This is a genomic window from Pseudarthrobacter sp. ATCC 49987, assembly GCF_009928425.1.
Classification (GTDB): domain Bacteria; phylum Actinomycetota; class Actinomycetes; order Actinomycetales; family Micrococcaceae; genus Arthrobacter.
The window spans coordinates 2,027,138-2,046,172 of sequence record NZ_JAABNS010000001.1 but is presented as its reverse complement, the minus strand read 5'-3'; the positions used below and the strand labels follow the sequence as shown (position 1 = coordinate 2,046,172).

Annotated in this window: 17 protein-coding genes; 16 read left to right on the top strand and 1 reads right to left on the bottom strand. The window is 67.7% G+C overall.

Annotation, left to right across the window (positions count from 1 at the left end; translation table 11 throughout):
• Positions 1-11: 11 nt before the first annotated feature.
• The 6 genes from ribB (at position 12) to hisF (ending at position 4,163) form a co-directional block, all read left to right on the top strand.
• Entirely contained in the window at positions 12-689 is a 678-nt protein-coding gene (gene ribB, locus GXK59_RS09670; RefSeq protein ID WP_160669082.1) for a 3,4-dihydroxy-2-butanone-4-phosphate synthase, read from the top strand.
• Positions 690-702: 13 nt separating this feature from the next.
• Positions 703-1,401, top strand: coding sequence for a GTP cyclohydrolase II (ribA, locus tag GXK59_RS09665; RefSeq protein WP_160666319.1), 699 nt, complete (start codon positions 703-705; stop codon positions 1,399-1,401).
• A 79-nt stretch (positions 1,402-1,480) separates the two neighbouring features.
• On the top strand, positions 1,481-1,966 hold the full coding sequence (gene ribH / locus GXK59_RS09660) for a 6,7-dimethyl-8-ribityllumazine synthase (protein ID WP_160666317.1): 486 nt from the start codon (positions 1,481-1,483) through the stop codon (positions 1,964-1,966).
• Between the two features lie 135 nt (positions 1,967-2,101).
• The gene (locus GXK59_RS09655; RefSeq protein ID WP_160666315.1) at positions 2,102-2,365 is read left to right on the top strand and encodes a phosphoribosyl-ATP diphosphatase; all 264 of its coding nucleotides are present in this window, start codon (positions 2,102-2,104) and stop codon (positions 2,363-2,365) included.
• 134 nt (positions 2,366-2,499) lie between these two features.
• Positions 2,500-3,342 carry an ATP phosphoribosyltransferase gene (gene hisG, locus GXK59_RS09650; RefSeq protein WP_160666313.1) on the top strand — a complete coding sequence of 281 codons (843 nt, stop codon included), beginning with the start codon at positions 2,500-2,502 and terminating at the stop codon, positions 3,340-3,342.
• A 44-nt stretch (positions 3,343-3,386) separates the two neighbouring features.
• On the top strand, positions 3,387-4,163 hold the full coding sequence (hisF, locus tag GXK59_RS09645) for an imidazole glycerol phosphate synthase subunit HisF (protein WP_160666311.1): 777 nt from the start codon (positions 3,387-3,389) through the stop codon (positions 4,161-4,163).
• Positions 4,164-4,255: 92 nt separating this feature from the next.
• Here the strand turns inward: hisF and GXK59_RS09640 are convergent, their stop codons facing one another.
• On the bottom strand, positions 4,256-4,900 hold the full coding sequence (locus GXK59_RS09640; RefSeq protein ID WP_160666310.1) for a TIGR03085 family metal-binding protein: 645 nt from the start codon (positions 4,898-4,900) through the stop codon (positions 4,256-4,258).
• A 155-nt stretch (positions 4,901-5,055) separates the two neighbouring features.
• On the opposite strand from GXK59_RS09640, the gene hisI reads away from it, so the two are divergent.
• The 10 genes from hisI (at position 5,056) to GXK59_RS09590 (ending at position 19,004) form a co-directional block, all read left to right on the top strand.
• Positions 5,056-5,514 (top strand): phosphoribosyl-AMP cyclohydrolase, encoded by a 459-nt coding sequence (hisI, locus tag GXK59_RS09635; RefSeq protein ID WP_160666308.1) that lies wholly within the window; start codon positions 5,056-5,058, stop codon positions 5,512-5,514.
• 114 nt (positions 5,515-5,628) lie between these two features.
• Positions 5,629-7,194 carry an anthranilate synthase component I gene (locus GXK59_RS09630; protein WP_160666306.1) on the top strand — a complete coding sequence of 522 codons (1,566 nt, stop codon included), beginning with the start codon at positions 5,629-5,631 and terminating at the stop codon, positions 7,192-7,194.
• Positions 7,191-7,826, top strand: a complete 636-nt coding sequence (locus tag GXK59_RS09625) for a Trp biosynthesis-associated membrane protein (protein WP_160666304.1) — start codon at positions 7,191-7,193, stop codon at positions 7,824-7,826. Before GXK59_RS09630 ends, GXK59_RS09625 begins: the two co-directional genes overlap by 4 nt.
• Positions 7,827-7,952: 126 nt before the next feature.
• Positions 7,953-8,243, top strand: a complete 291-nt coding sequence (locus tag GXK59_RS09620) for an HGxxPAAW family protein (protein WP_160666302.1) — start codon at positions 7,953-7,955, stop codon at positions 8,241-8,243.
• 2 nt (positions 8,244-8,245) lie between these two features.
• Positions 8,246-9,064 (top strand): indole-3-glycerol phosphate synthase TrpC, encoded by an 819-nt coding sequence (gene trpC, locus GXK59_RS09615; RefSeq protein ID WP_160666300.1) that lies wholly within the window; start codon positions 8,246-8,248, stop codon positions 9,062-9,064.
• 94 nt (positions 9,065-9,158) lie between these two features.
• Positions 9,159-10,493, top strand: a complete 1,335-nt coding sequence (trpB, locus tag GXK59_RS09610; protein WP_160666298.1) for a tryptophan synthase subunit beta — start codon at positions 9,159-9,161, stop codon at positions 10,491-10,493.
• A complete protein-coding gene (gene trpA, locus GXK59_RS09605; RefSeq protein WP_237393851.1) occupies positions 10,490-11,323 on the top strand; it encodes a tryptophan synthase subunit alpha in 834 nt (277 codons plus the stop codon). The genes trpB and trpA overlap by 4 nt, the downstream gene beginning before the upstream one ends.
• Positions 11,324-11,327: 4 nt before the next feature.
• Positions 11,328-12,677, top strand: coding sequence for a prolipoprotein diacylglyceryl transferase (gene lgt, locus GXK59_RS09600; RefSeq protein WP_160666296.1), 1,350 nt, complete (start codon positions 11,328-11,330; stop codon positions 12,675-12,677).
• 266 nt (positions 12,678-12,943) lie between these two features.
• Complete coding sequence (gene gltB, locus GXK59_RS09595) at positions 12,944-17,554, top strand: glutamate synthase large subunit (protein ID WP_160666294.1); 4,611 nt, start codon at positions 12,944-12,946, stop codon at positions 17,552-17,554.
• Positions 17,547-19,004 (top strand): glutamate synthase subunit beta, encoded by a 1,458-nt coding sequence (locus GXK59_RS09590; RefSeq protein WP_160666292.1) that lies wholly within the window; start codon positions 17,547-17,549, stop codon positions 19,002-19,004. The genes gltB and GXK59_RS09590 overlap by 8 nt, the downstream gene beginning before the upstream one ends.
• The last annotated feature ends 31 nt before the right edge of the window (positions 19,005-19,035 follow it).

Below are 19,035 nucleotides of genomic sequence, written 5' to 3'. Positions count from 1 at the left end.
CCGACGCTGCCCTGCCCGCGGAGCTCGTCTCCGCGCCCGTCATTCCGCCGGCCGGGCTCGACCTCATTGAGGACGCCGTCCGCGCCATCGCCGCCGGCCGTCCCGTCCTGGTGGTGGACAACGAGGACCGCGAAAACGAAGGCGACATCATCTTCGCCGCGCAGCACGCCACCCCGGCCCTGATGGGCTGGACCATCCGGTACAGCTCCGGCGTCATCTGCGTTCCGCTCGACGGCGGCCGGGCCGATGCCCTCGCGCTGCCGCCGATGGTCGAAATCAACGAGGATGCCAAAGGCACCGCCTACACGGTGTCCTGCGACGCCGCACTGGGCGTGAGCACCGGAATCTCGGCCACGGACCGCGCCCTGACGGCACGGATTTTGGCCGATCCCGGGAGCCAACCTGCGGCACTGACACGTCCCGGGCATGTTTTTCCGCTCCGCGCCGTTAAGGGGGGAGTGCGGGAACGTCCCGGCCACACCGAAGCTGCTGTGGAATTGTGCCAGCTGGCCGGACTCGAGCCCGTGGGTGTGATCGCAGAAGTGGTGTACGACAACGGAGAAATGATGCGGCTGGACGGACTTCGCGGCTTCGCCCTCGAGCACGGCTGCCCGCTGATCTCGATTGCGGACCTGGTGGCTTACCTTGAGGCCGGACAGCCCGCCGGTCACGCAACTGACCCCGTGTAATGGAGGAGAAACGATGACGACGTCGGAAGCCCAAGAACAGCGCGCCGCCGAACGCCGGCCGCATCCGGTAAGCGCAGGCCCGATCGTGCAGCTGCCCACCGCCTTCGGCGACTTCGTGGCCCAGGCCTGGACCGACCTGGCCACCGGTGCGGAGCACCTGGCTGTCAGTTCCCCACTGCCTCCGGTCGACGGGATGGCCCCGCTGGTCCGCCTGCATTCGGAGTGCCTCACCGGAGACGTGTTCGGCTCCTACCGCTGCGACTGCGGTGAGCAGCTGGCCTATGCCCTCGAGATGATCAACGAGTTCGGCGGGACGCTGCTGTACCTGCGCGGCCAGGAGGGCCGGGGGATCGGGCTGGCAAACAAGATGAAGGCCTACGCCCTGCAGGAGGCCGGTTTCGACACGGTGGAGGCCAACGAACAGCTGGGCCTTCCCGTGGACGCGCGCTGCTACAAGGCCGCGGCCCAGATCCTCGCGGACATGGGCCTCCACGAGGTCCGCCTGCTGAGCAACAACCCGGACAAGCAGGACCGGCTGGCCCAGGCCGGCGTCCGCGTCGTGGAGATGGTGCCCACCGAGGTTCCCTCCCGCGAGCAGAACATCCGGTACCTGCAGACCAAGAAGGACCGGATGGACCACCGCCTGGTCCTGGACATGGAGCCGGCAGCACCGGCTGCCGGTCCGCGCGGTTTCGACCACGACCAAGACTAAACGACCGTCAGACGGTCCGCACCGGGCCGCACGACGATGAGACACGCACACAACGACTGAGCAGAACAAGGATTTCCACATGAGCGGACACGGCGCACCACAGATTGACCTCAGCACCTTCAGGCCGGAGGAAACCTCCCAGCTGAAACTGGCCATCGTGGCCGCGAGCTGGCACACCCAGATCATGGACGGGCTCCTGGACGGCGCCCTGCGCGCGGCGAAAGACGCCGGCATCAGCGACCCGACCGTCCTCCGCGTCCCCGGCACCTTCGAACTCCCCGTCGCCGCCGCCCGGCTGGCACCGCACTTCGACGCCGTCGTGGCGCTCGGCGTCGTGATCCGCGGCGGAACCCCGCACTTCGAATACGTCTGCGAGGCGGCAACGCTGGGCCTCACCGAGGTCTCCGTCCGCACCGGTGTCCCCGTGGGCTTCGGCGTCCTGACCTGCGACACGGAACAGCAGGGGATTGACCGTGCCGGGCTGCCGGGCTCCACCGAGGACAAGGGCCACGAGGCCGTCACCGCGGCCCTCGCCACCGCTGTGACGCTCAAGCAGTTCGGCTAGGCCCTGGACACCGGGTCCGGCCGTGCCCGAACGGCGCACGGCCGGACCCGATGGGCTGTGTAATCGCTCACATCCCAGCCGTCATGGAACGGCCCGGCAGGCGCCCTCCGCCCGCGAGCAAGTAGGCTGGAGGGCGTGAAGAATTTCGAATCGCTGTTCGCAGAACTGAGTGAGAAGGCAGCCGTCCGTCCGGAGGGCTCCCGCACCGTCGCCGAACTGGATTCCGGAGTCCACGGCATCGGCAAGAAAGTCGTGGAGGAAGCAGCCGAGGTCTGGATGGCTGCCGAGTACGAATCCGATGACGCCGCCGCCGAGGAAATCTCGCAGTTGCTCTATCACCTGCAGGTTCTGATGCTCGCCAAAGGACTCAGCCTGGAAGACGTCTACAAGCATCTCTAGCCACGTCCGCGCCGGAACCCGCCAGGGCCTGCCCTGCGGATCCGGTGTATAGCGTGGCCCGCTGTGCCTGAACCGACAATTCCTGGACGGGCCGTTTCTGAACGGACTTCGTCCCAACCAAGAAAGACCTCCCCATGCTGAGAGTTGCCGTCCCGAACAAGGGATCCCTGTCCGAAGCCGCCTCCGCCATGCTTGCCGAGGCCGGTTACCGCCAGCGCCGCGACACCCGCGAACTGGTCATGGTGGACCCGGACAACGACATTGAATTCTTCTTCCTCCGCCCGCGCGACATCGCCGTCTACGTCGGCCAGGGAACGCTCGACGTCGGCATTACCGGCCGCGACCTGCTCCTCGACGCCGAGGTTGAAGCCGAAGAACTGCTCCCGCTGGGCTTCGCGGCCTCCACCTTCCGCTTCGCCGGCCCGGTGGGCGACTTCACCGCCGTCGAACAGCTCGACGGCAAGCGCCTCGCCACCAGCTACGACGGACTGCTCCGCGGCTACCTCGCGGAGCGCGGCATCAAGGCCAAAGTCGTACGCCTCGACGGCGCCGTGGAATCCTCCGTACGCCTCGGCGTCGCGGACGCGATCGCCGACGTCGTCGAAACCGGGAACACCCTCAAGGCTGCCGGCATGGAGATCTTCGGCCAGCCCATCCTGCACTCCGAAGCCGTCCTGATCGGCCGCAAGGGCGAGCAGAACCCCGCCGCCGAGGTCCTGATCCGGCGGCTGCAGGGCGTCCTCGTGGCGCACCAGTACGTCATGATGGACTACGACATCCGCAAGGAACTCGTCGAAGCGGCCGCGGCCCTCACGCCCGGCCTGGAATCGCCCACGGTCTCGCCGCTGCGCGATTCGGACTGGGTGGCCGTCCGCTCGATGGTGCCGAAGAAGCAGACCAACCGGATCATGGACGAGCTCTACGACCTGGGCGCCCGCGCCATCCTGGTCAGCACCATCCACGCCTGCCGCATCTGACCCGGCGTGCGTGTTCCTTCCGTGAGTGAGTACCAGGAGAAGTCATGGCTGTAGCTGTCCGCGTTATCCCGTGCCTGGACGTTGATGCCGGCCGCGTGGTCAAAGGCATCAACTTCGAAGGCCTCCGCGACGCCGGCGACCCCGTCGAGCTGGCGCACCGTTACGACAACGGCGGCGCCGATGAGCTGACCTTCCTCGACGTCACGGCTTCCTCGGGCAACCGGGAGACCACCTTCGACGTCGTCCGGCGCACCGCCGAGGAAATCTTCATCCCGCTGACCGTCGGCGGCGGCGTCCGCGGCGTGGCCGAGGTGGACAAGCTGCTGCGCTGCGGCGCGGACAAGGCAGCCATCAACACCGCCGCCGTCGCCCGTCCCGAGGTGATCGACGAGATCACCCGGCACTTCGGGTCCCAGGTGCTGGTGCTGTCCCTCGACGCACGCCGGACCCGTCCGGGCTCGCAGCCCACCCCGTCCGGCTTCGAAGTCACCACGCACGGCGGACGACAGGGCACCGGAATCGACGCCCTCGCCTGGGCCCGCGAAGCGGCCGACCGCGGTGTGGGGGAAATCCTGCTGAACTCGATCGACGCCGACGGCACCAAGGACGGCTTCGACCTGGAGCTGATCCGCCTCGCGCGGGCGGCTGTTAAGGTACCCCTCATCGCCTCCGGCGGCGCCGGCAAACCGGAGCATTTCCCGCCGGCCGTGGCGGCCGGCGCCGACGCGGTGCTCGCCGCGTCCGTCTTCCACTTCGGTCCGCTGGACATGATCGCCCAGGTCAAGGCCGCGATCCGTGAAGCAGGCTTCGAAGTCCGCTAGCAGAACAGACAGAAACGCGGGGTCACCTGGCGCCCATCCCGGAGGGGATTTTGGGCGGTAGGTGACCCCGCGTTGCTTGATTAAGGGAGGTGCTAGAGGCCGACTTCGGCGGACTGCAGGAGCGCGACGGCGTCGGGCTGGCCTTCGAAGGTTACGAGGGCGTGGCGGGTGCGGCCGTGGGCGTGCATGAGGAGTTCGCCCGGCTCACCGACGATCGCAACCGACACCGGAGCGCGCTTGGCGACGTGCCGTGGGCCGGAGGGGCGCACCAGCACGATCCCGAGATCCACGCCGCGGTACAGGATGGCCGCCCGCTTCACCAGCTCGTCCCAGAGGGCGTCCGAATACTCCTCGTCCAGGGCACGGGGCGCCCAGCGGTCCACGGCACGGCGGACGTCCTCGGTGTGGACGAAGTATTCGATCAGGTTGGCGCTCTCGTCCAGGGCCTTGATCTTCATCGGCGAGAACGCGGACGGACCGGCCCGGAAGGAGTTGACCAGCTTGTTGTACTCCTCCGGCGTCGTGAGCTTGGCCGCCAGCTCTGCGGTGGCATGGTCCGATGCCTTGGCCAGGCGCTTGATCAGCAGGCCGAGCCCGACGGCGGCTTTCCGCTCGCGCAGGTACAGGTGGGCGGCGAGGTCCCGGGTACGCCAGCCCTTGCAGAGCGTGGGGGAGTCAGGACCGGCCGCCAGTAGGGTTTCGGCCAGAACTTCTCGGGAGGGATCGACGAAATGCATCACTTGTGAAACTAGCACGAGACGGCCGCGCGTGTGCACCTGAATCGCCGTCGTTATGGCCGCCGGGAATCGATTCACGCCGTGGTGACGCCGATGTTAAGCGGGGCGCCGGGCAACTGGGCGGTGCCCCGCGTCAAGGCACTAGACTTGAGCTGATGTCTGAGCAGCCCGCCCCCGCCCCAATTGATGGAAACCCTGTTGATGGAAACCCCGTCACGGGAAACCCTGTCAGCACCGCCGGCGCCGCCGCGCCCGCAAGCCCGCTCCCCGAGGGGCTCGCCGCAGCCCTGAAGCGGGACAGTGCCGGCCTGGTCGCGGCGGTCGTGCAGCAATTCGACACCAACGAGGTGCTCATGCTGGGGTGGATGGACGACGAGGCCCTGCACCGGACCATGACCAGCGGGCGGGTGACGTTCTACTCCCGCTCCCGCCAGGAGTACTGGCGCAAGGGGGACACCTCCGGCCACGTGCAGTGGGTCAAATCCCTCGCCATGGACTGCGACGGCGACGCGCTGCTGGTCCGGGTGGACCAGGTCGGCGCGGCCTGCCACACCGGGACCCGGACCTGCTTCGACGGCCGCGGGCTCGACGTCGTCACCAGCCCCGCCGACTGACCCGGCAGCACTCGGCAGCTGCCGGCGGCGCACAGCCGCGCAGGCGGCCGCCCGCGGCGCCGCCCCACCCAACCAACCTTTGGACCACTGAAAGAACAGGCGGAAACCACAGCCATGCAGGACCTTGGAATCATCAGCCCGGGCCTGGAGGAGTTCCGTGAACTCGCAGGCCACAGCCGTGTCATCCCCGTCCGGCTGAAGGTGCTCGCTGACGCCGAAACTCCGATCGGGCTGTACCGCAAACTCGCCCAGGGCCAGCCGGGTACGTTCCTGATGGAATCCGCGGCTGTGGGCGGTTCCTGGGCCCGCTACTCCTTCATCGGCGCCCGCTCCCGGGCCACCCTGACCACCAAGGACGGGCAGGCGCACTGGCTCGGTGAACCCCCGGTGGGCGTGCCGCTCGGCGGCAGCCCGGTGGACGCGATCCGCGACACCGTCGAGGCCCTCCGCACCGACCGGTTCGAAGGCCTGCCCCCGTTCACCTCCGGCCTGGTCGGATTCCTCGGCTGGGAAACCGTCCGGCACTGGGAAAAGCTGACCAGCCCGCCTGAGGACGATCTCGAGCTGCCGGAAATGGCGCTGAACCTCGTCACGGACATGGCCGTGCATGACAACATGGACGGCACCGTGCTGCTGATTGCCAACGCGATCAACTTCGACAACAGCTCCGAACGGGTCGACGACGCCTGGCACGACGCCGTCGCCCGGGTCAAGGCCCTGCTGGCCCAGGTGAGCACCCCCGTCCAGCAGCCGGTCTCCGTGCTCGACGCCGCCGCTCTCGACTTCGCCTCCAGCGTGCAGGAACGCTGGGACGAGACGGACTACCTCGCCGCGCTGGACCGCAGCAAGGAGGCGATCGTCGACGGCGAAGTCTTCCAGGTGGTCATCTCCCGCCGCTTCGAAATGGAATGCGGCGCAGACCCGCTCGACGTCTACCGGGTACTGCGGAACACCAACCCCAGCCCGTACATGTACATCTTCAGCCTCGAGGACGCCGCCGGCCGGCAATACTCGATCGTCGGTTCCTCACCGGAAGCACTCGTGACCGTGACCGGCGAGGAAGTCATCACCCACCCCATCGCCGGCTCCCGGCCGCGTGGCAAAACAGTCGAGGCGGACAAAGCCCTGGCCGAGGAACTCCTCGCCGACGAGAAGGAACGCGCCGAACACCTGATGCTGGTGGACCTGTCCCGCAACGACCTGTCAAAGGTCTGCGTGGCCGGCTCCGTCGACGTCACCCAGTTCATGGAAGTCGAGCGCTTCAGCCACATCATGCACCTGGTCTCCACCGTGGTCGGCAAACTGGCGCCCAACGCCACAGCCTACGACGTGCTGAAGGCGACCTTCCCGGCCGGAACGCTGTCCGGGGCCCCCAAGCCGCGGGCGCTGCGCCTGCTCGACGAGCTCGAGCCGCACCGCCGCGGGATCTACGGGGGAGTGGTGGGCTACCTCGACTTCGCCGGCGACATGGACATGGCCATCGCCATCCGCTCGGCGCTGCTGCGGGAAGGACGCGCCTACGTGCAGGCCGGCGGCGGCATTGTGGCCGACTCCGTCAACGCCACCGAGGCGATCGAAACCGTCAACAAAGCTGCCGCACCGATGCGGGCCGTCCACACGGCCCAGTCGCTGCGCAACATCACGGCCGATTCGATTTCCGACGCCGGGGCGCAGTCATGAGCGGCACCACGGTCAAGAGCACCAGCCCGGTCGTGCCCCGCTGGGCGCGGAAATCCACCCTGGTCCTGGCCATCGCCGCCCTGGCGCTGGCCGTCTTTGGCACCACGACACAGACCTGGCTCATCGTCCACCTCGACCCGGCCCAGCTCGGGGCGGCCGTCAACAGCCAGGACGGCCTGCACGTCCAGGGCAGCAAGGCCGCCACCACGGTGACGGCGCTTGCCCTCGTTGCCCTGGCCGGCGGTCTGGCCGCCTCGATCGCCGGCCGGATCGCCCGCTGGATCATCACGGCGCTTATCCTGCTGGCCGCCGCCGGCATCGTCAGCGCCGCCGCGATCGTCATCGCCGACCCGGTGGCCGCAGCCCAGGGCTCCATCGCCGCCGCCACCGGAATCACGGGCAGCGACGTGCAGGTGGACGTAACCGTCTTCCCGGCCCTCGCCGTCGCCGCCGGCGCGCTGCTGGGACTCAGCGCCCTGCTGGTCATCCCCGCGGGCCGTTACTGGAAGTCGCGCACGAAATATGACACCGCAGCGTCGGGTGCCGCCGCCGGCGGATCCGTGGCGCCGGCCGGACCGCCGGATGAGATCGACAGCTGGGACCGGTTGTCACGCGGTGACGATCCCACCTGAGCCGATGCCGCGGACACGATCGTCACCACGTGCAGTAACGCTGCCGGCAACGCCGCCGGTAACGCGGCCAACAACACCGCCAATAAATGGCAGAATGTAAGCAGTATTCACCCTGAGGAGATTCCAATGAGCAATGCCCCTGTTTCCGCACCCAAGCCCGCTGCCGGCACCGGCTACTCGTACGACGACGTCGATCACAGCGAACCGACCGGCCACGGCAACAGCCCGGCAGCCTGGACCACCGTCCTGGTCATGCTCGTCGGCGCGCTCATCATGTCCATCGCCTTTGTCATCGCCAACACCACGATCTTCATCGCGGGCGGCGTTGTTATGGCGATCGGCCTGATCATCGGCTTCGCCATGCGCAAGGCCGGATACGGTGTGGGCGGCAGCAAGCTGAAGAACTCCGGCCACTAAGGGTGAGCGTTCTCGATGACATCAATGCCGGTGTCAGGGAGGATATGGAGTCCCGCCGGCGCCTCGTGACGCTCGCCGAGCTAAAGGAGCGCGCCGCCGCCGCCCCGCCCGCACGCGATGCGTGGACCGCACTCGGCGGCGCCTCGGCAACACGCGCGCAGCTGAAGGTCGTCGCCGAGATCAAGCGCCGGAGCCCGTCCAAGGGGGACCTCGCGAGCATCGCGGACCCTGCCTCCCTCGCCGTGCAGTACGCCGACGGCGGCGCCGCCGCGATCAGCGTCCTGACTGAACAGCGCCGCTTCAACGGTTCACTCGCCGATTTCGACGCCGTCCGGGCAGCCGTGGACATCCCGCTGCTGCGCAAGGACTTCATGATCGACGAGTACCAGATCTGGGAGGCCAGGGCACACGGGGCCGACCTCGTCCTGCTGATCGTGGCGTCCCTTTCCGATGCGCAACTGCGCGAGTTCAGTGCCCTCAGCCGCGAACTCGGCATGAACGTGCTCGTCGAGACGCACACCGCCGAAGAAATCGAGCGGGCTGTTGCTGCCGAAGCCCGGATCATCGGCGTCAACGTCCGCAACCTCAAGACGCTCGACGTCGACCGTTCCGTCTTCGCCGCACTCGCCGGAGGCATCCCCGCCGGCGCGCTCGTCGTCGCCGAATCGGGCGTCCGCGGCGTCGACGACGTCCGGCACTTCGCGGCGAACGGCGCCAACGCCGTCCTCGTGGGCGAAGCCCTGGTCAGCGACGCGACCCCGCGGGAGCGGATCGCCGAATTCATGGCCGCCGGAGCAGAAGAAATCGCCGCACGATCCTGACCCGTGCTCCGGACGGGCAACGCCCGGCGGGAGCATGCGGCGCCTCCGTGCAGCACCCAGACCTAATTAGCAGTGGAACAGGATGGTGAGACTGATGGTCGATGCGCCAGCAGCCAGCTCAGACGAAAGCGCCGTGGACGCGTTCCTGCAGGGTGGAGAATCCCTGCGGCATGCCCCCGGACCCTACTTCGGGTCATACGGCGGCCGGTGGATGCCCGAGTCCCTCATCGCCGCCCTGGATGAGCTCGAAGACACTTTCGAGAAGGCCAAAGCCGATCCCGAGTTCACCGCGCAGATCGCCGATCTGAATAAGAACTACTCCGGCCGGCCCTCGCTGCTGACCGAGGCGAACCGCTTCGCGCAGCACGCCGGAGGGGTCCGGATCTTCCTCAAGCGCGAGGACCTGAACCACACCGGGTCGCACAAGATCAACAACGTGCTGGGCCAGGCACTCCTGGCCAAGCGCATGGGCAAGACCCGTATCATCGCCGAAACCGGCGCCGGGCAGCACGGTGTCGCCAGCGCCACCGCGGCCGCCCTGATGGGCCTGGAATGCGTCGTTTACATGGGCGCCGAAGACTGCCGCCGGCAGGCCCTCAACGTTGCCCGGATGGAGCTCCTCGGAGCCACCGTCATTCCGGTGACCAACGGCTCCCAGACGCTCAAGGACGCCATCAACGAGGCGCTCCGCGACTGGGTCGCCAACGTGGACACCACGCACTACCTGCTGGGCACCGCTGCCGGGGCGCACCCGTTCCCGGCCATGGTCCGGTACTTCCACGAGGTTATTGGCGAGGAGGCCCGCGCCCAGATCCTGGAGCAGACCGGCCGCCTGCCCGACGCCGTCTGCGCCTGCGTCGGCGGCGGCTCCAACGCCATCGGCATCTTCCACGGCTTCCTGGACGATCCCTCGGTTAGGATCTATGGCTTCGAAGCCGGCGGCGAGGGTGTCGAAACCGGACGCCATTCCGCCACCATCACGCTCGGCAAGCCCGGGGTGCTGCACGGCGCCCGCTCCTACCTGATGCAGGACGACGACGGCCAGACCATCGAATCGCACTCCATTTCCGCAGGCCTGGACTACCCCGGCGTCGGGCCGGAACACGCCTACCTCGCGGACATCGGACGCGTCAGCTACGAGCCCATCACGGACAGCGAGGCCATGGACGCGTTTCGGCTGCTCTGCCGCACCGAGGGCATCATCCCGGCCATCGAGTCGGCGCATGCACTGGCCGGTGCCATCAAGGTCGGCCAGCGGCTGGCCGCCGAAGCTGGGGCCGCAGGCTCCAGCAATGCATCAGAGAAGATCGTGATCGTGAACCTCTCCGGCCGCGGCGACAAGGACGTGGCCACTGCCGCTGAATGGTTCGACCTGCTGGACAAGGATTCACCCGAGCACGAGATCGCCACGGAGGGGGAGCAGCTGTGAACCACGTCGAAGCCAGCGCCGGAGGCAGCCTGACCGCCGCCAGCAAATCGGCTGCGGCCATTGACCGCGCCAAGGCCCAGGGCCGCGCCGCCCTCATCGGCTACCTGCCCGCCGGCTACCCGAGCGTCGAGGACACCATCGCGGCCGGCATCGCCCTCGCGGAAAACGGCGCGGACCTGATCGAAATCGGCATCCCGTACTCCGACCCGGTGATGGACGGCCTTGTTATCCAGGCCGCCACCACGGAGGCCCTCGCCAAGGGCTTCCACGTCAAGCAGGTCTTCGACGTTGTCCGCGGCATCACGAGCAAGACCGACGCCGCCGTGCTGGTCATGACCTACTGGAACCCTGTTGTCCGGACGGGCGTCGATGAATTCTCCCGCCAGCTCGCCGACGCCGGGGGAGCAGGGCTCATCACCCCGGACCTGATCCCCGATGAAGCGTCCGAATGGATGGCGGCCTCGGACAAGTACGGCCTGGACCGGGTGTTCCTCGTGGCGCCGTCCTCCTCGCCGGAGCGCATGAAGCGCACCGTCGAGGCGAGCCGCGGCTTCGTCTATGCGGTCTCGATCATGGGCGTCACCGGCGCCCGTACCTCGGTCAGCTCCGCAGCCAAGGATGTTGTGGCCGCCGCGCGCGCCGCCGGCGCCGAACATGTTTGCGTCGGTCTGGGCGTGTCCAACGCGGAGCAGGTCCGCGAGATCGCCGCCTACGCGGACGGCGTGATCGTCGGTACCGCGCTGGTCGTGGCCATCGGCGACGGCGGCGTGGATGCGGTAGCGTCCTTGACGAAAGACCTCAGCACCGGCCTCACCAGGGAAGAAGCTTAAACACATGCAGTCAGTCCTCCACGCGGCAGCGATGATCCCCGCGAGCATTCCGAGCCCGGACTGGTCCGGCTTCGACATCCCGCTGCCATGGGGGTCACTGCGCATCCACGCCTACGCCCTGTGCATCCTGCTCGGCATCATCGTCGGCCTGTGGCTCACCTCCGTCCGTTGGGCCAAGCGCGGCGCCCCGGAGGGCAGCGTCTGGGACATCGCCATCTGGGCCATCCCGTTCGGTATCATCGGCGGCCGGCTCTACCACGTGGTGTCCTCACCGGACGCGTACTTCGGCCCCGGCTTCGACGGCACCGGCGACCTGTCCCTGATCCCGCAGCTCCAGCGCGGGGGTCTGGGGATCTGGGGCGCCGTGCTGCTGGGCGCCGTGGGTGCGTGGATCGGCTGCCGCAAGGCGGGGGTCAAGCTGAGCGCCTTCATGGACGCCGCGGCGCCCGGACTGCTGCTGGCCCAGGCGATCGGCCGCTGGGGCAACTACTTCAACCAGGAACTGTTCGGTGGCCCCACCACACTCCCGTGGGGCCTGCAGATCGACGCTGACAACCCGAACTTCCCTCCCGGCATGGCCGCGGACACACTCTTCCACCCGACGTTCCTCTACGAATCCCTCTGGAACCTGGCCGGCGTCGGCATTCTGTTGCTGCTCGACCGCAAGTTCCGCTTCCGCCGGGGCCGGCTCTTCTGCCTGTACGCGGTCTATTACACGCTGGGCCGGGTCTGGATCGAAGCGATGCGGATCGACGACGCCGAGCAGATCAACCTGTTCGGCATCACCACCCGCCTGAACGTGTGGACGTCCATCTTCGTGCTGCTGGGCGCGCTGGCCGCGTTCATCATCCTGGGCCTGCGCAGGCGTACGGAGCCGGACACCGTCTACCTGCCAGGCCGCGAGCCGTCTGACACGGAGACGGACACGGACACGGACCGGGAAACAGACGCCGACACTGACGCTGACGCCGCCGCGGGGAAGGCTGACAGTGCTGGGACGACGGCGGACACGGACGTTAAGCCAGCCGCCGCCGTCGACCGTGACGTGCCACAAGGCGAAGATGACGAGGCGGCTGAGGAGCGCGACGACGCCGGGAACGACGCGGAACACAAGGTGCCGGCCACCGTCCCTGCTTACAGCGGCACTGTCCGCCGTTCGGATTCTGCTGTCTCAGATAGTGAATCGCGTGATAATCTCCCTGAGAACCAAAGCGGTCCAGGCCACGTTTCCGCCCCAGCTGAAACGTCCAAGGAATCCACTGGCGGCACCAAGCCCGCCACTGGAACACCGGCGGCCGGAACACCCGGCCACCAGGCCACTGGAACCGCGCCGGATGCTGAGGGCACCAAATAGCTCAGCCCCTGGCAAACCGGGCCGCGGAGTCACCCCTCGCAGAGTCCGTTTCCACAGCGTCGTGGCAAAAGGGAAGGCAGCGGACAGCAGACAGTGGCTGTTTCGCGCAAGCCCAGGCAGGCGGCCGCGTAACTGTTAGTGCAGGAAGCGGCGCTGACCTACAATTCGAATAAGAAAACACTTTGTTGTGCCCGTCACGGCCGGCGCACCGATGCGGGCCAATGTTGTCCCTCCCATACGCACGATCAGGAGGAAGGACGTCTCCCATGACCCAAACCCTGCACAGCCCCAGTTGGTCCGAGCCTCAAGAGGCCGCCATGTCACCTTTCAAGCGCTTCGCGGCACTTCCCGAAGCGGCCGGGCTCTACAACCCCGAGCAGGAGAAGGACGCCTGCGGCCTCGCCATTATCGCCACGCTGCGGGGGGAGCCGGGCTATGACATCGTTGACGCCGCCCTGACCGCCCTGCGCAACCTCGAGCACCGCGGCGCCGTGGGCGCCGACGAAGGCACCGGCGACGGCGCGGGACTGCTTATGCAGGTCCCGGACGAGTTCTTCCGTGCAGTCACCGACTTCGAGCTTCCCGCCCCCGGTCAGTTCGTGGTGGGCACGGCCTTCCTGCCGGCCGAGAAGCGCGAATCCGACGCCGCCAAGGCGGGCATCGAAAGCCTTGCCGCCGACGAGGGCATGACGGTCCTCGGCTGGCGTGAGGTGCCGATCGTCGCTGACCTCGTCGGGGCGATGGCCCGGGCCTGCATGCCGTACTTCTCCCAGCCGTTCTTTGCCTCCAGCACCGGGGAAGTGCTGGAGCGCAACGAACTCGACTCCCGTGCGTGGCGGATCCGGAAGCGGGCGCAGAACAAGTTCGGCGTGTACTTCCCGTCGCTGTCCTCCCGGACCATCGTCTACAAGGGCATGCTGACCACGGCCCAGCTCGAGCCGTTCTACCCGGACCTCTCGGACAAGCGCTTCAAGACCAAGCTCGCGATCGTCCACTCGCGCTTCTCCACCAACACCTTCCCGTCCTGGCCGCTGGCCCAGCCGTTCCGGACCATCGCCCACAACGGCGAAATCAACACGGTCAAGGGAAACCGCAACTGGATGCGTGCCCGCCAGTCGCAGCTGGCCAACCCGCTGCTGGGGGATTCACCCGAGGAGCTGTACCCGATCTGCACCCCGGGCGCTTCCGACTCGGCCTCCTTCGACGAGGTCGCGGAACTGCTCTGGCTCTCCGGCCGGCCGATCACCCACTCGATCATGATGATGATCCCCGAGGCCTGGGAAAACCACGCCACGATGGATCCTGCCCGCCGCGCATTCTACGAGTACCACTCCATGCTGATGGAACCGTGGGACGGCCCCGCCGCCGTTTCCTTCACCGACGGAAACCTCGTCGGCGCCACACTGGACCGCAACGGGTTGCGCCCTGGCCGGTTCTGGATCACCGAGGACGGCCTGATCATCTTTGCCTCCGAGGTCGGCGTGATCGACGTCGAACCCTCCAAGGTGGTCAAGAAGGGCCGCGTCTCACCCGGCAAGATGTTCCTTGTCGACACGGACGCCGGCAGGATCATCGACGACGCCGAGGTCAAGGCCGAGGTGGCGGCAGCCAACCCGTGGGCCGATTGGGTCAAGGAAAACCTGATCGACCTGAAGGACCTGCCCGAACGCGAGCACGTGGTGCACACCGCGGCCTCGGTGAACATCCGCCAGCGCACCTTCGGCTACACCACCGAGGAACTGAAGATCCTGCTCGGCCCGATGGCCCGCACGGGCGCCGAGCCGCTCGGAGCCATGGGATCCGACACTCCCGTGGCCGTGCTCTCCAAGCGGCCGCGGCTGCTGTTCGACTACTTTGTGCAGTCCTTCGCGCAGGTCACCAACCCGCCGCTGGACGCCATCCGGGAGGAACTTGTCACCTCGCTGACCTGTGCCATCGGCCCCAACGGCAACCTCCTGGACACCAAACAGGTCCGCCAGCCGCAGGTTTCGCTGCCGTTCCCCGTGATCAACAACGACCAGCTCGCCAAGATCGCGAACATCGAGAACGCCGACGGCGACCGCGTCGCCATGAAAGTCCGGGGCCTCTACCGCCCCGAAGGCGGCGAAAACGCGCTGCGCGCACGGCTGACCGAAATCTGCGAGCAGGTTTCCGGGGCCATCAACCGCGGGGTGCAGTACGTTGTGCTCTCGGACCGTGACTCGAACGCCCAGTGGGCGCCGATCCCGTCCCTGCTGCTGGTCAGCGCCGTGCACCACCACCTGCTGCGCAGCGCCAACCGCACCAAGACCGCCCTCGTCGTCGAGGCAGGCGATGTCCGCGAGACGCACCACGTGGCCGTGCTGATCGGCTACGGCGCCTCCGCCGTGAACCCGTACCTGGCAATGGAATCGGTGGAGCAACTCATCTCCACCGGCGACGTCGTCGGGGTGACCGCGCAGGACGGTGTCTACAACCTGATCAAGGGCCTCGGCAAGGGTGTCCTGAAGATCATGTCCAAGATGGGCATCTCCACCGTGGCCTCCTACACCGGGGCCCAGACCTTCGAAGCCCTTGGCCTTGGCCAGGACCTCGTGGACGAGTACTTCTCCGGCACGCACTCGCAGCTGGGCGGCGTCGGCCTCGAGGTCATCGCGGCCGAGGTCGCGGCACGCCACCGGATGGCGTACCCGGAGAACGGCATCGAGCAGCCGCACCAGGCTCTGATGGGCGGCGGCGAGTACCAGTGGCGCCGCGACGGCGAGCCGCACCTGTTCAACCCGGAAACCGTGTTCCGGCTGCAGCACGCCACGCGTGAGCGCCGCTACGACATCTTCAAGGCCTACACGCGCGGTGTGGACGACCAGTCCGAGAACCTCATGACCCTGCGCGGGCTCCTGAAGTTCAAGGCCGGGCTGCGCCCCGCCGTCCCGCTCGAGGAAGTGGAGTCCGTCTCCAGCATCGTCAAGCGGTTCTCCACCGGTGCGATGAGCTACGGCTCCATCTCGCAGGAGGCCCACGAAACCCTCGCGATCGCCATGAACCGGCTGGGCGGCAAGTCCAACACCGGTGAAGGCGGCGAGGACGTGGACCGGCTGCTCGATCCGACCCGCCGTTCGGCGGTCAAGCAGATCGCTTCCGGCCGGTTCGGCGTGACCAGCCTGTACCTGACCAACGCCGATGACATCCAGATCAAGATGGCGCAGGGTGCCAAGCCCGGCGAAGGCGGCCAGCTGATGGCGCAGAAGGTCTACCCCTGGGTGGCCCGGACACGGCACTCGACGCCCGGCGTCGGACTCATCTCCCCGCCCCCGCACCACGACATCTACTCGATCGAGGACCTCGCCCAGCTGATCTACGATGCGAAGCGGGCAAACCCCTCGGCGCGCGTCCACGTCAAGCTGGTCTCCGAGGTCGGGATCGGCACGGTGGCGGCCGGCGTCACGAAGGCCAAGGCCGACGTCGTCCTGGTTTCCGGGCACGACGGCGGAACCGGCGCCTCGCCGCTGAACTCGCTCAAGCATGCCGGTGTGCCGTGGGAGCTGGGCCTTGCCGAGACCCAGCAGACCCTGATGCTCAACGGCCTGCGCGACCGCGTGGTGGTGCAGGTGGACGGCCAGCTCAAGACCGGCCGAGACGTCGTGATCGCCGCGCTGCTCGGCGGCGAGGAATTCGGTTTCGCCACCGCCCCGCTGGTGGTGTCCGGCTGCATCATGATGCGCGTCTGCCACCTGGATACCTGTCCGGTGGGCGTCGCGACGCAGAACCCCGAGCTGCGCTCCCGGTTCAGCGGCAAGCCGGAATTCGTGGTGAACTTCTTCGAATTCCTTGCCGAGGAGGTCCGCGAGATCCTGGCCGAACTTGGCTTCCGCACCATCGAGGAAGCGATCGGCCACGCCGAGATGCTCGACACCCGCGAGGCGATCAACCACTGGAAGGCCGAGGGTCTGGACCTGGACCCGATCCTGCACGGGCTCGAGTTCGACGACGACGCCCCGCTGCGCAACCTCACGGGCCAGAACCATGAGCTGGACAAGCACTTCGACCAGCGCCTGATCGCGATGGCCGCGGAAGCCCTGAGTGACCGGACCCCGGTCAAGATCGCCGTCGACGTCATCAACACGGACCGCTCCGTGGGCACGATGCTGGGCCACGAGGTCACCAAGACCTTCAGCACGGACGTGCTCGCCACGGACACCATCGACATCACGCTGACCGGCACTGCCGGGCAGTCGCTTGGTGCCTTCCTGCCGGCAGGCATCACCCTGCGGATGTTCGGTGACTCGAACGACTACGTCGGCAAGGGCCTTTCCGGCGGGCGCATCATCGTCCGGCCGGACCGCACCAACGTGTTCCCGGCGGAGCGCAACGTGATTGCCGGCAACGTCATCGGCTACGGCGCGACGAGCGGCGAGATGTACCTGCGCGGCCAGGTTGGCGAACGCTTTATGGTCCGAAACTCCGGCGCCACCGCGGTGGTCGAAGGAATCGGTGACCACGGCTGCGAGTACATGACCGGCGGCCAGACGCTCATCATCGGGCGCACCGGCCGCAACTTCGGTGCCGGCATGTCCGGCGGCACGGCCTACGTTCTGGACCTGCAGACCGAACGCGTCAACAAGCAGGCCCTGGAATCCGGTGAGCTGCAGCTGCGCGAACTGGACGCCGAGGACCGCGACATTGTCCATGGACTGCTGCTGAAGCACTCCGAGGAGACCGAATCGCTGCTTGCGGCACGGCTTCTGGAGAACTTCGACGACACCGCAGCCCGCATAACCAAGGTGCTGCCGCGCGACTACGCGGCCGTACTGCAAACCCGCCTTGACGCCATCGAAGAGGGCCTTGACCCCGACGGCGAAGAAGTTTGGTCTCGAATCCTGGAGGTGACCGGTGGCTGATCCACGCGGATTTCTGAAAGTACGTCAGCGCGAAACCCAGCCCCGCCGTCCCGTTCCGGTCCGCATCATGGACTGGAAGGAAGTCTATGAGGCCCAGGAAAAGGGTGTCCTCAAGGCCCAGGCCGGCCGCTGCATGGACTGCGGTGTGCCGTTCTGCCACCAGGGCTGCCCGCTGGGCAACCTCATCCCGGAGTGGAATGACCTCATCTGGCGGGACAAGGGCGAGGAAGCGATGGAGCGGCTCCACGCCACCAACAACTTCCCCGAATTCACCGGCCGGCTCTGCCCGGCACCCTGCGAGGCGTCCTGCGTGCTGGGCATCAACCAGCCTGCCGTGACCATCAAGCAGGTGGAGGTCTCGATCGTGGACCAGGCGTTCGAGAACGGCTGGGTCAACCCGCTGCCGCCGGCCCGCCTCAGCGGCAAGACGGTCGCCGTCGTCGGCTCCGGTCCCGCCGGACTCGCCGTCGCCCAACAGCTGACCCGGGTGGGCCACACGGTCGCCGTTTACGAGCGCGATGACAAGATCGGCGGCCTCCTGCGGTACGGGATCCCCGATTTCAAGATGGAAAAAGAGCACGTGGACCGCCGCCTGGAGCAGATGAAGGCCGAAGGCACCCGCTTCCGGACCGGCGTCGCCGTCGGCACCGACGTGACGTGGGAGCAGCTCCGCCGCCGGTACGACGCCGTCGTGGTGGCCACCGGCGCCACCGTCCCGCGTGACCTGCCGATCCCGGGTCGCGAGCTCGAGGGCGTGCACTTCGCGATGGACTACCTCGTTCCGGCCAACCGCGTGGTGGCGGGGGAGACGGTGGAAAACCAGATCAACGCCGCCGGCAAGCACGTGATCATCCTTGGCGGCGGCGATACCGGCGCGGACTGCCTCGGCACCGCACACCGGCACCAGGCTGCGTCCGTCACCACCCTCGCGATCGGCAAGCAGCCGCCGGCGGAGCGCGCCAGCCACCAGCCGTGGCCGACGTTCCCCACCCTGTTTGAAGTTGCCAGCGCCCACGAGGAAGGCGGCGAACGCACCTACCTCGCCTCCACCGTGGAGTTCGTCGGCGAGAACGGCAAACTGACCGGGGTGAAGGTCGCAGAAACCGAATTCGTCGATGGCAAGCGCCTCCCGAAGGCCGGCACCGAGCGGATCATCCCGGCGGACCTGGTCTTCCTGTCCCTGGGCTTCACCGGCCCGGAGCCGGCAGGGATCACCGAGCAGGTCAGCGCCGAGTTCGACGGCCGCGGCAACGTGGCCCGTGACGGCTACTATATGACCAACACGGAAGGCATCTTCGTGGCCGGTGACGCCGGCCGCGGCCAGTCGCTCATCGTCTGGGCCATCGCCGAGGGACGCGCCTGCGCCGCCGCGGTGGACAAGTTCCTGATGGGCAGCACCATCCTTCCGGCCCCCGTGGCCCCGACCGACCGGGCCATGGCCGTCCTGTAAGTCGCAGTTGTTTCCCGGCGGCCGGCCCCGG

What these genes read in the sequence shown, in the direction of transcription:
- GXK59_RS09640 (WP_160666310.1), bottom strand. Translation starts at nt 4,900, where the DNA reads ATGCATTTCGTCGATCCCTCCCGAGAAGTTCTGGCCGAAACCCTACTG.
- GXK59_RS09630 (WP_160666306.1), top strand. Translation starts at nt 5,629, where the DNA reads ATGCAGGACCTTGGAATCATCAGCCCGGGCCTGGAGGAGTTCCGTGAA.
- trpB (WP_160666298.1), top strand. Translation starts at nt 9,159, where the DNA reads ATGGTCGATGCGCCAGCAGCCAGCTCAGACGAAAGCGCCGTGGACGCG.
- lgt (WP_160666296.1), top strand. Translation starts at nt 11,328, where the DNA reads ATGCAGTCAGTCCTCCACGCGGCAGCGATGATCCCCGCGAGCATTCCG.
- GXK59_RS09625 (WP_160666304.1), top strand. Translation starts at nt 7,191, where the DNA reads ATGAGCGGCACCACGGTCAAGAGCACCAGCCCGGTCGTGCCCCGCTGG.
- gltB (WP_160666294.1), top strand. Translation starts at nt 12,944, where the DNA reads ATGACCCAAACCCTGCACAGCCCCAGTTGGTCCGAGCCTCAAGAGGCC.
- ribA (WP_160666319.1), top strand. Translation starts at nt 703, where the DNA reads ATGACGACGTCGGAAGCCCAAGAACAGCGCGCCGCCGAACGCCGGCCG.
- hisF (WP_160666311.1), top strand. Translation starts at nt 3,387, where the DNA reads ATGGCTGTAGCTGTCCGCGTTATCCCGTGCCTGGACGTTGATGCCGGC.
- hisG (WP_160666313.1), top strand. Translation starts at nt 2,500, where the DNA reads ATGCTGAGAGTTGCCGTCCCGAACAAGGGATCCCTGTCCGAAGCCGCC.
- hisI (WP_160666308.1), top strand. Translation starts at nt 5,056, where the DNA reads ATGTCTGAGCAGCCCGCCCCCGCCCCAATTGATGGAAACCCTGTTGAT.
- GXK59_RS09620 (WP_160666302.1), top strand. Translation starts at nt 7,953, where the DNA reads ATGAGCAATGCCCCTGTTTCCGCACCCAAGCCCGCTGCCGGCACCGGC.
- ribH (WP_160666317.1), top strand. Translation starts at nt 1,481, where the DNA reads ATGAGCGGACACGGCGCACCACAGATTGACCTCAGCACCTTCAGGCCG.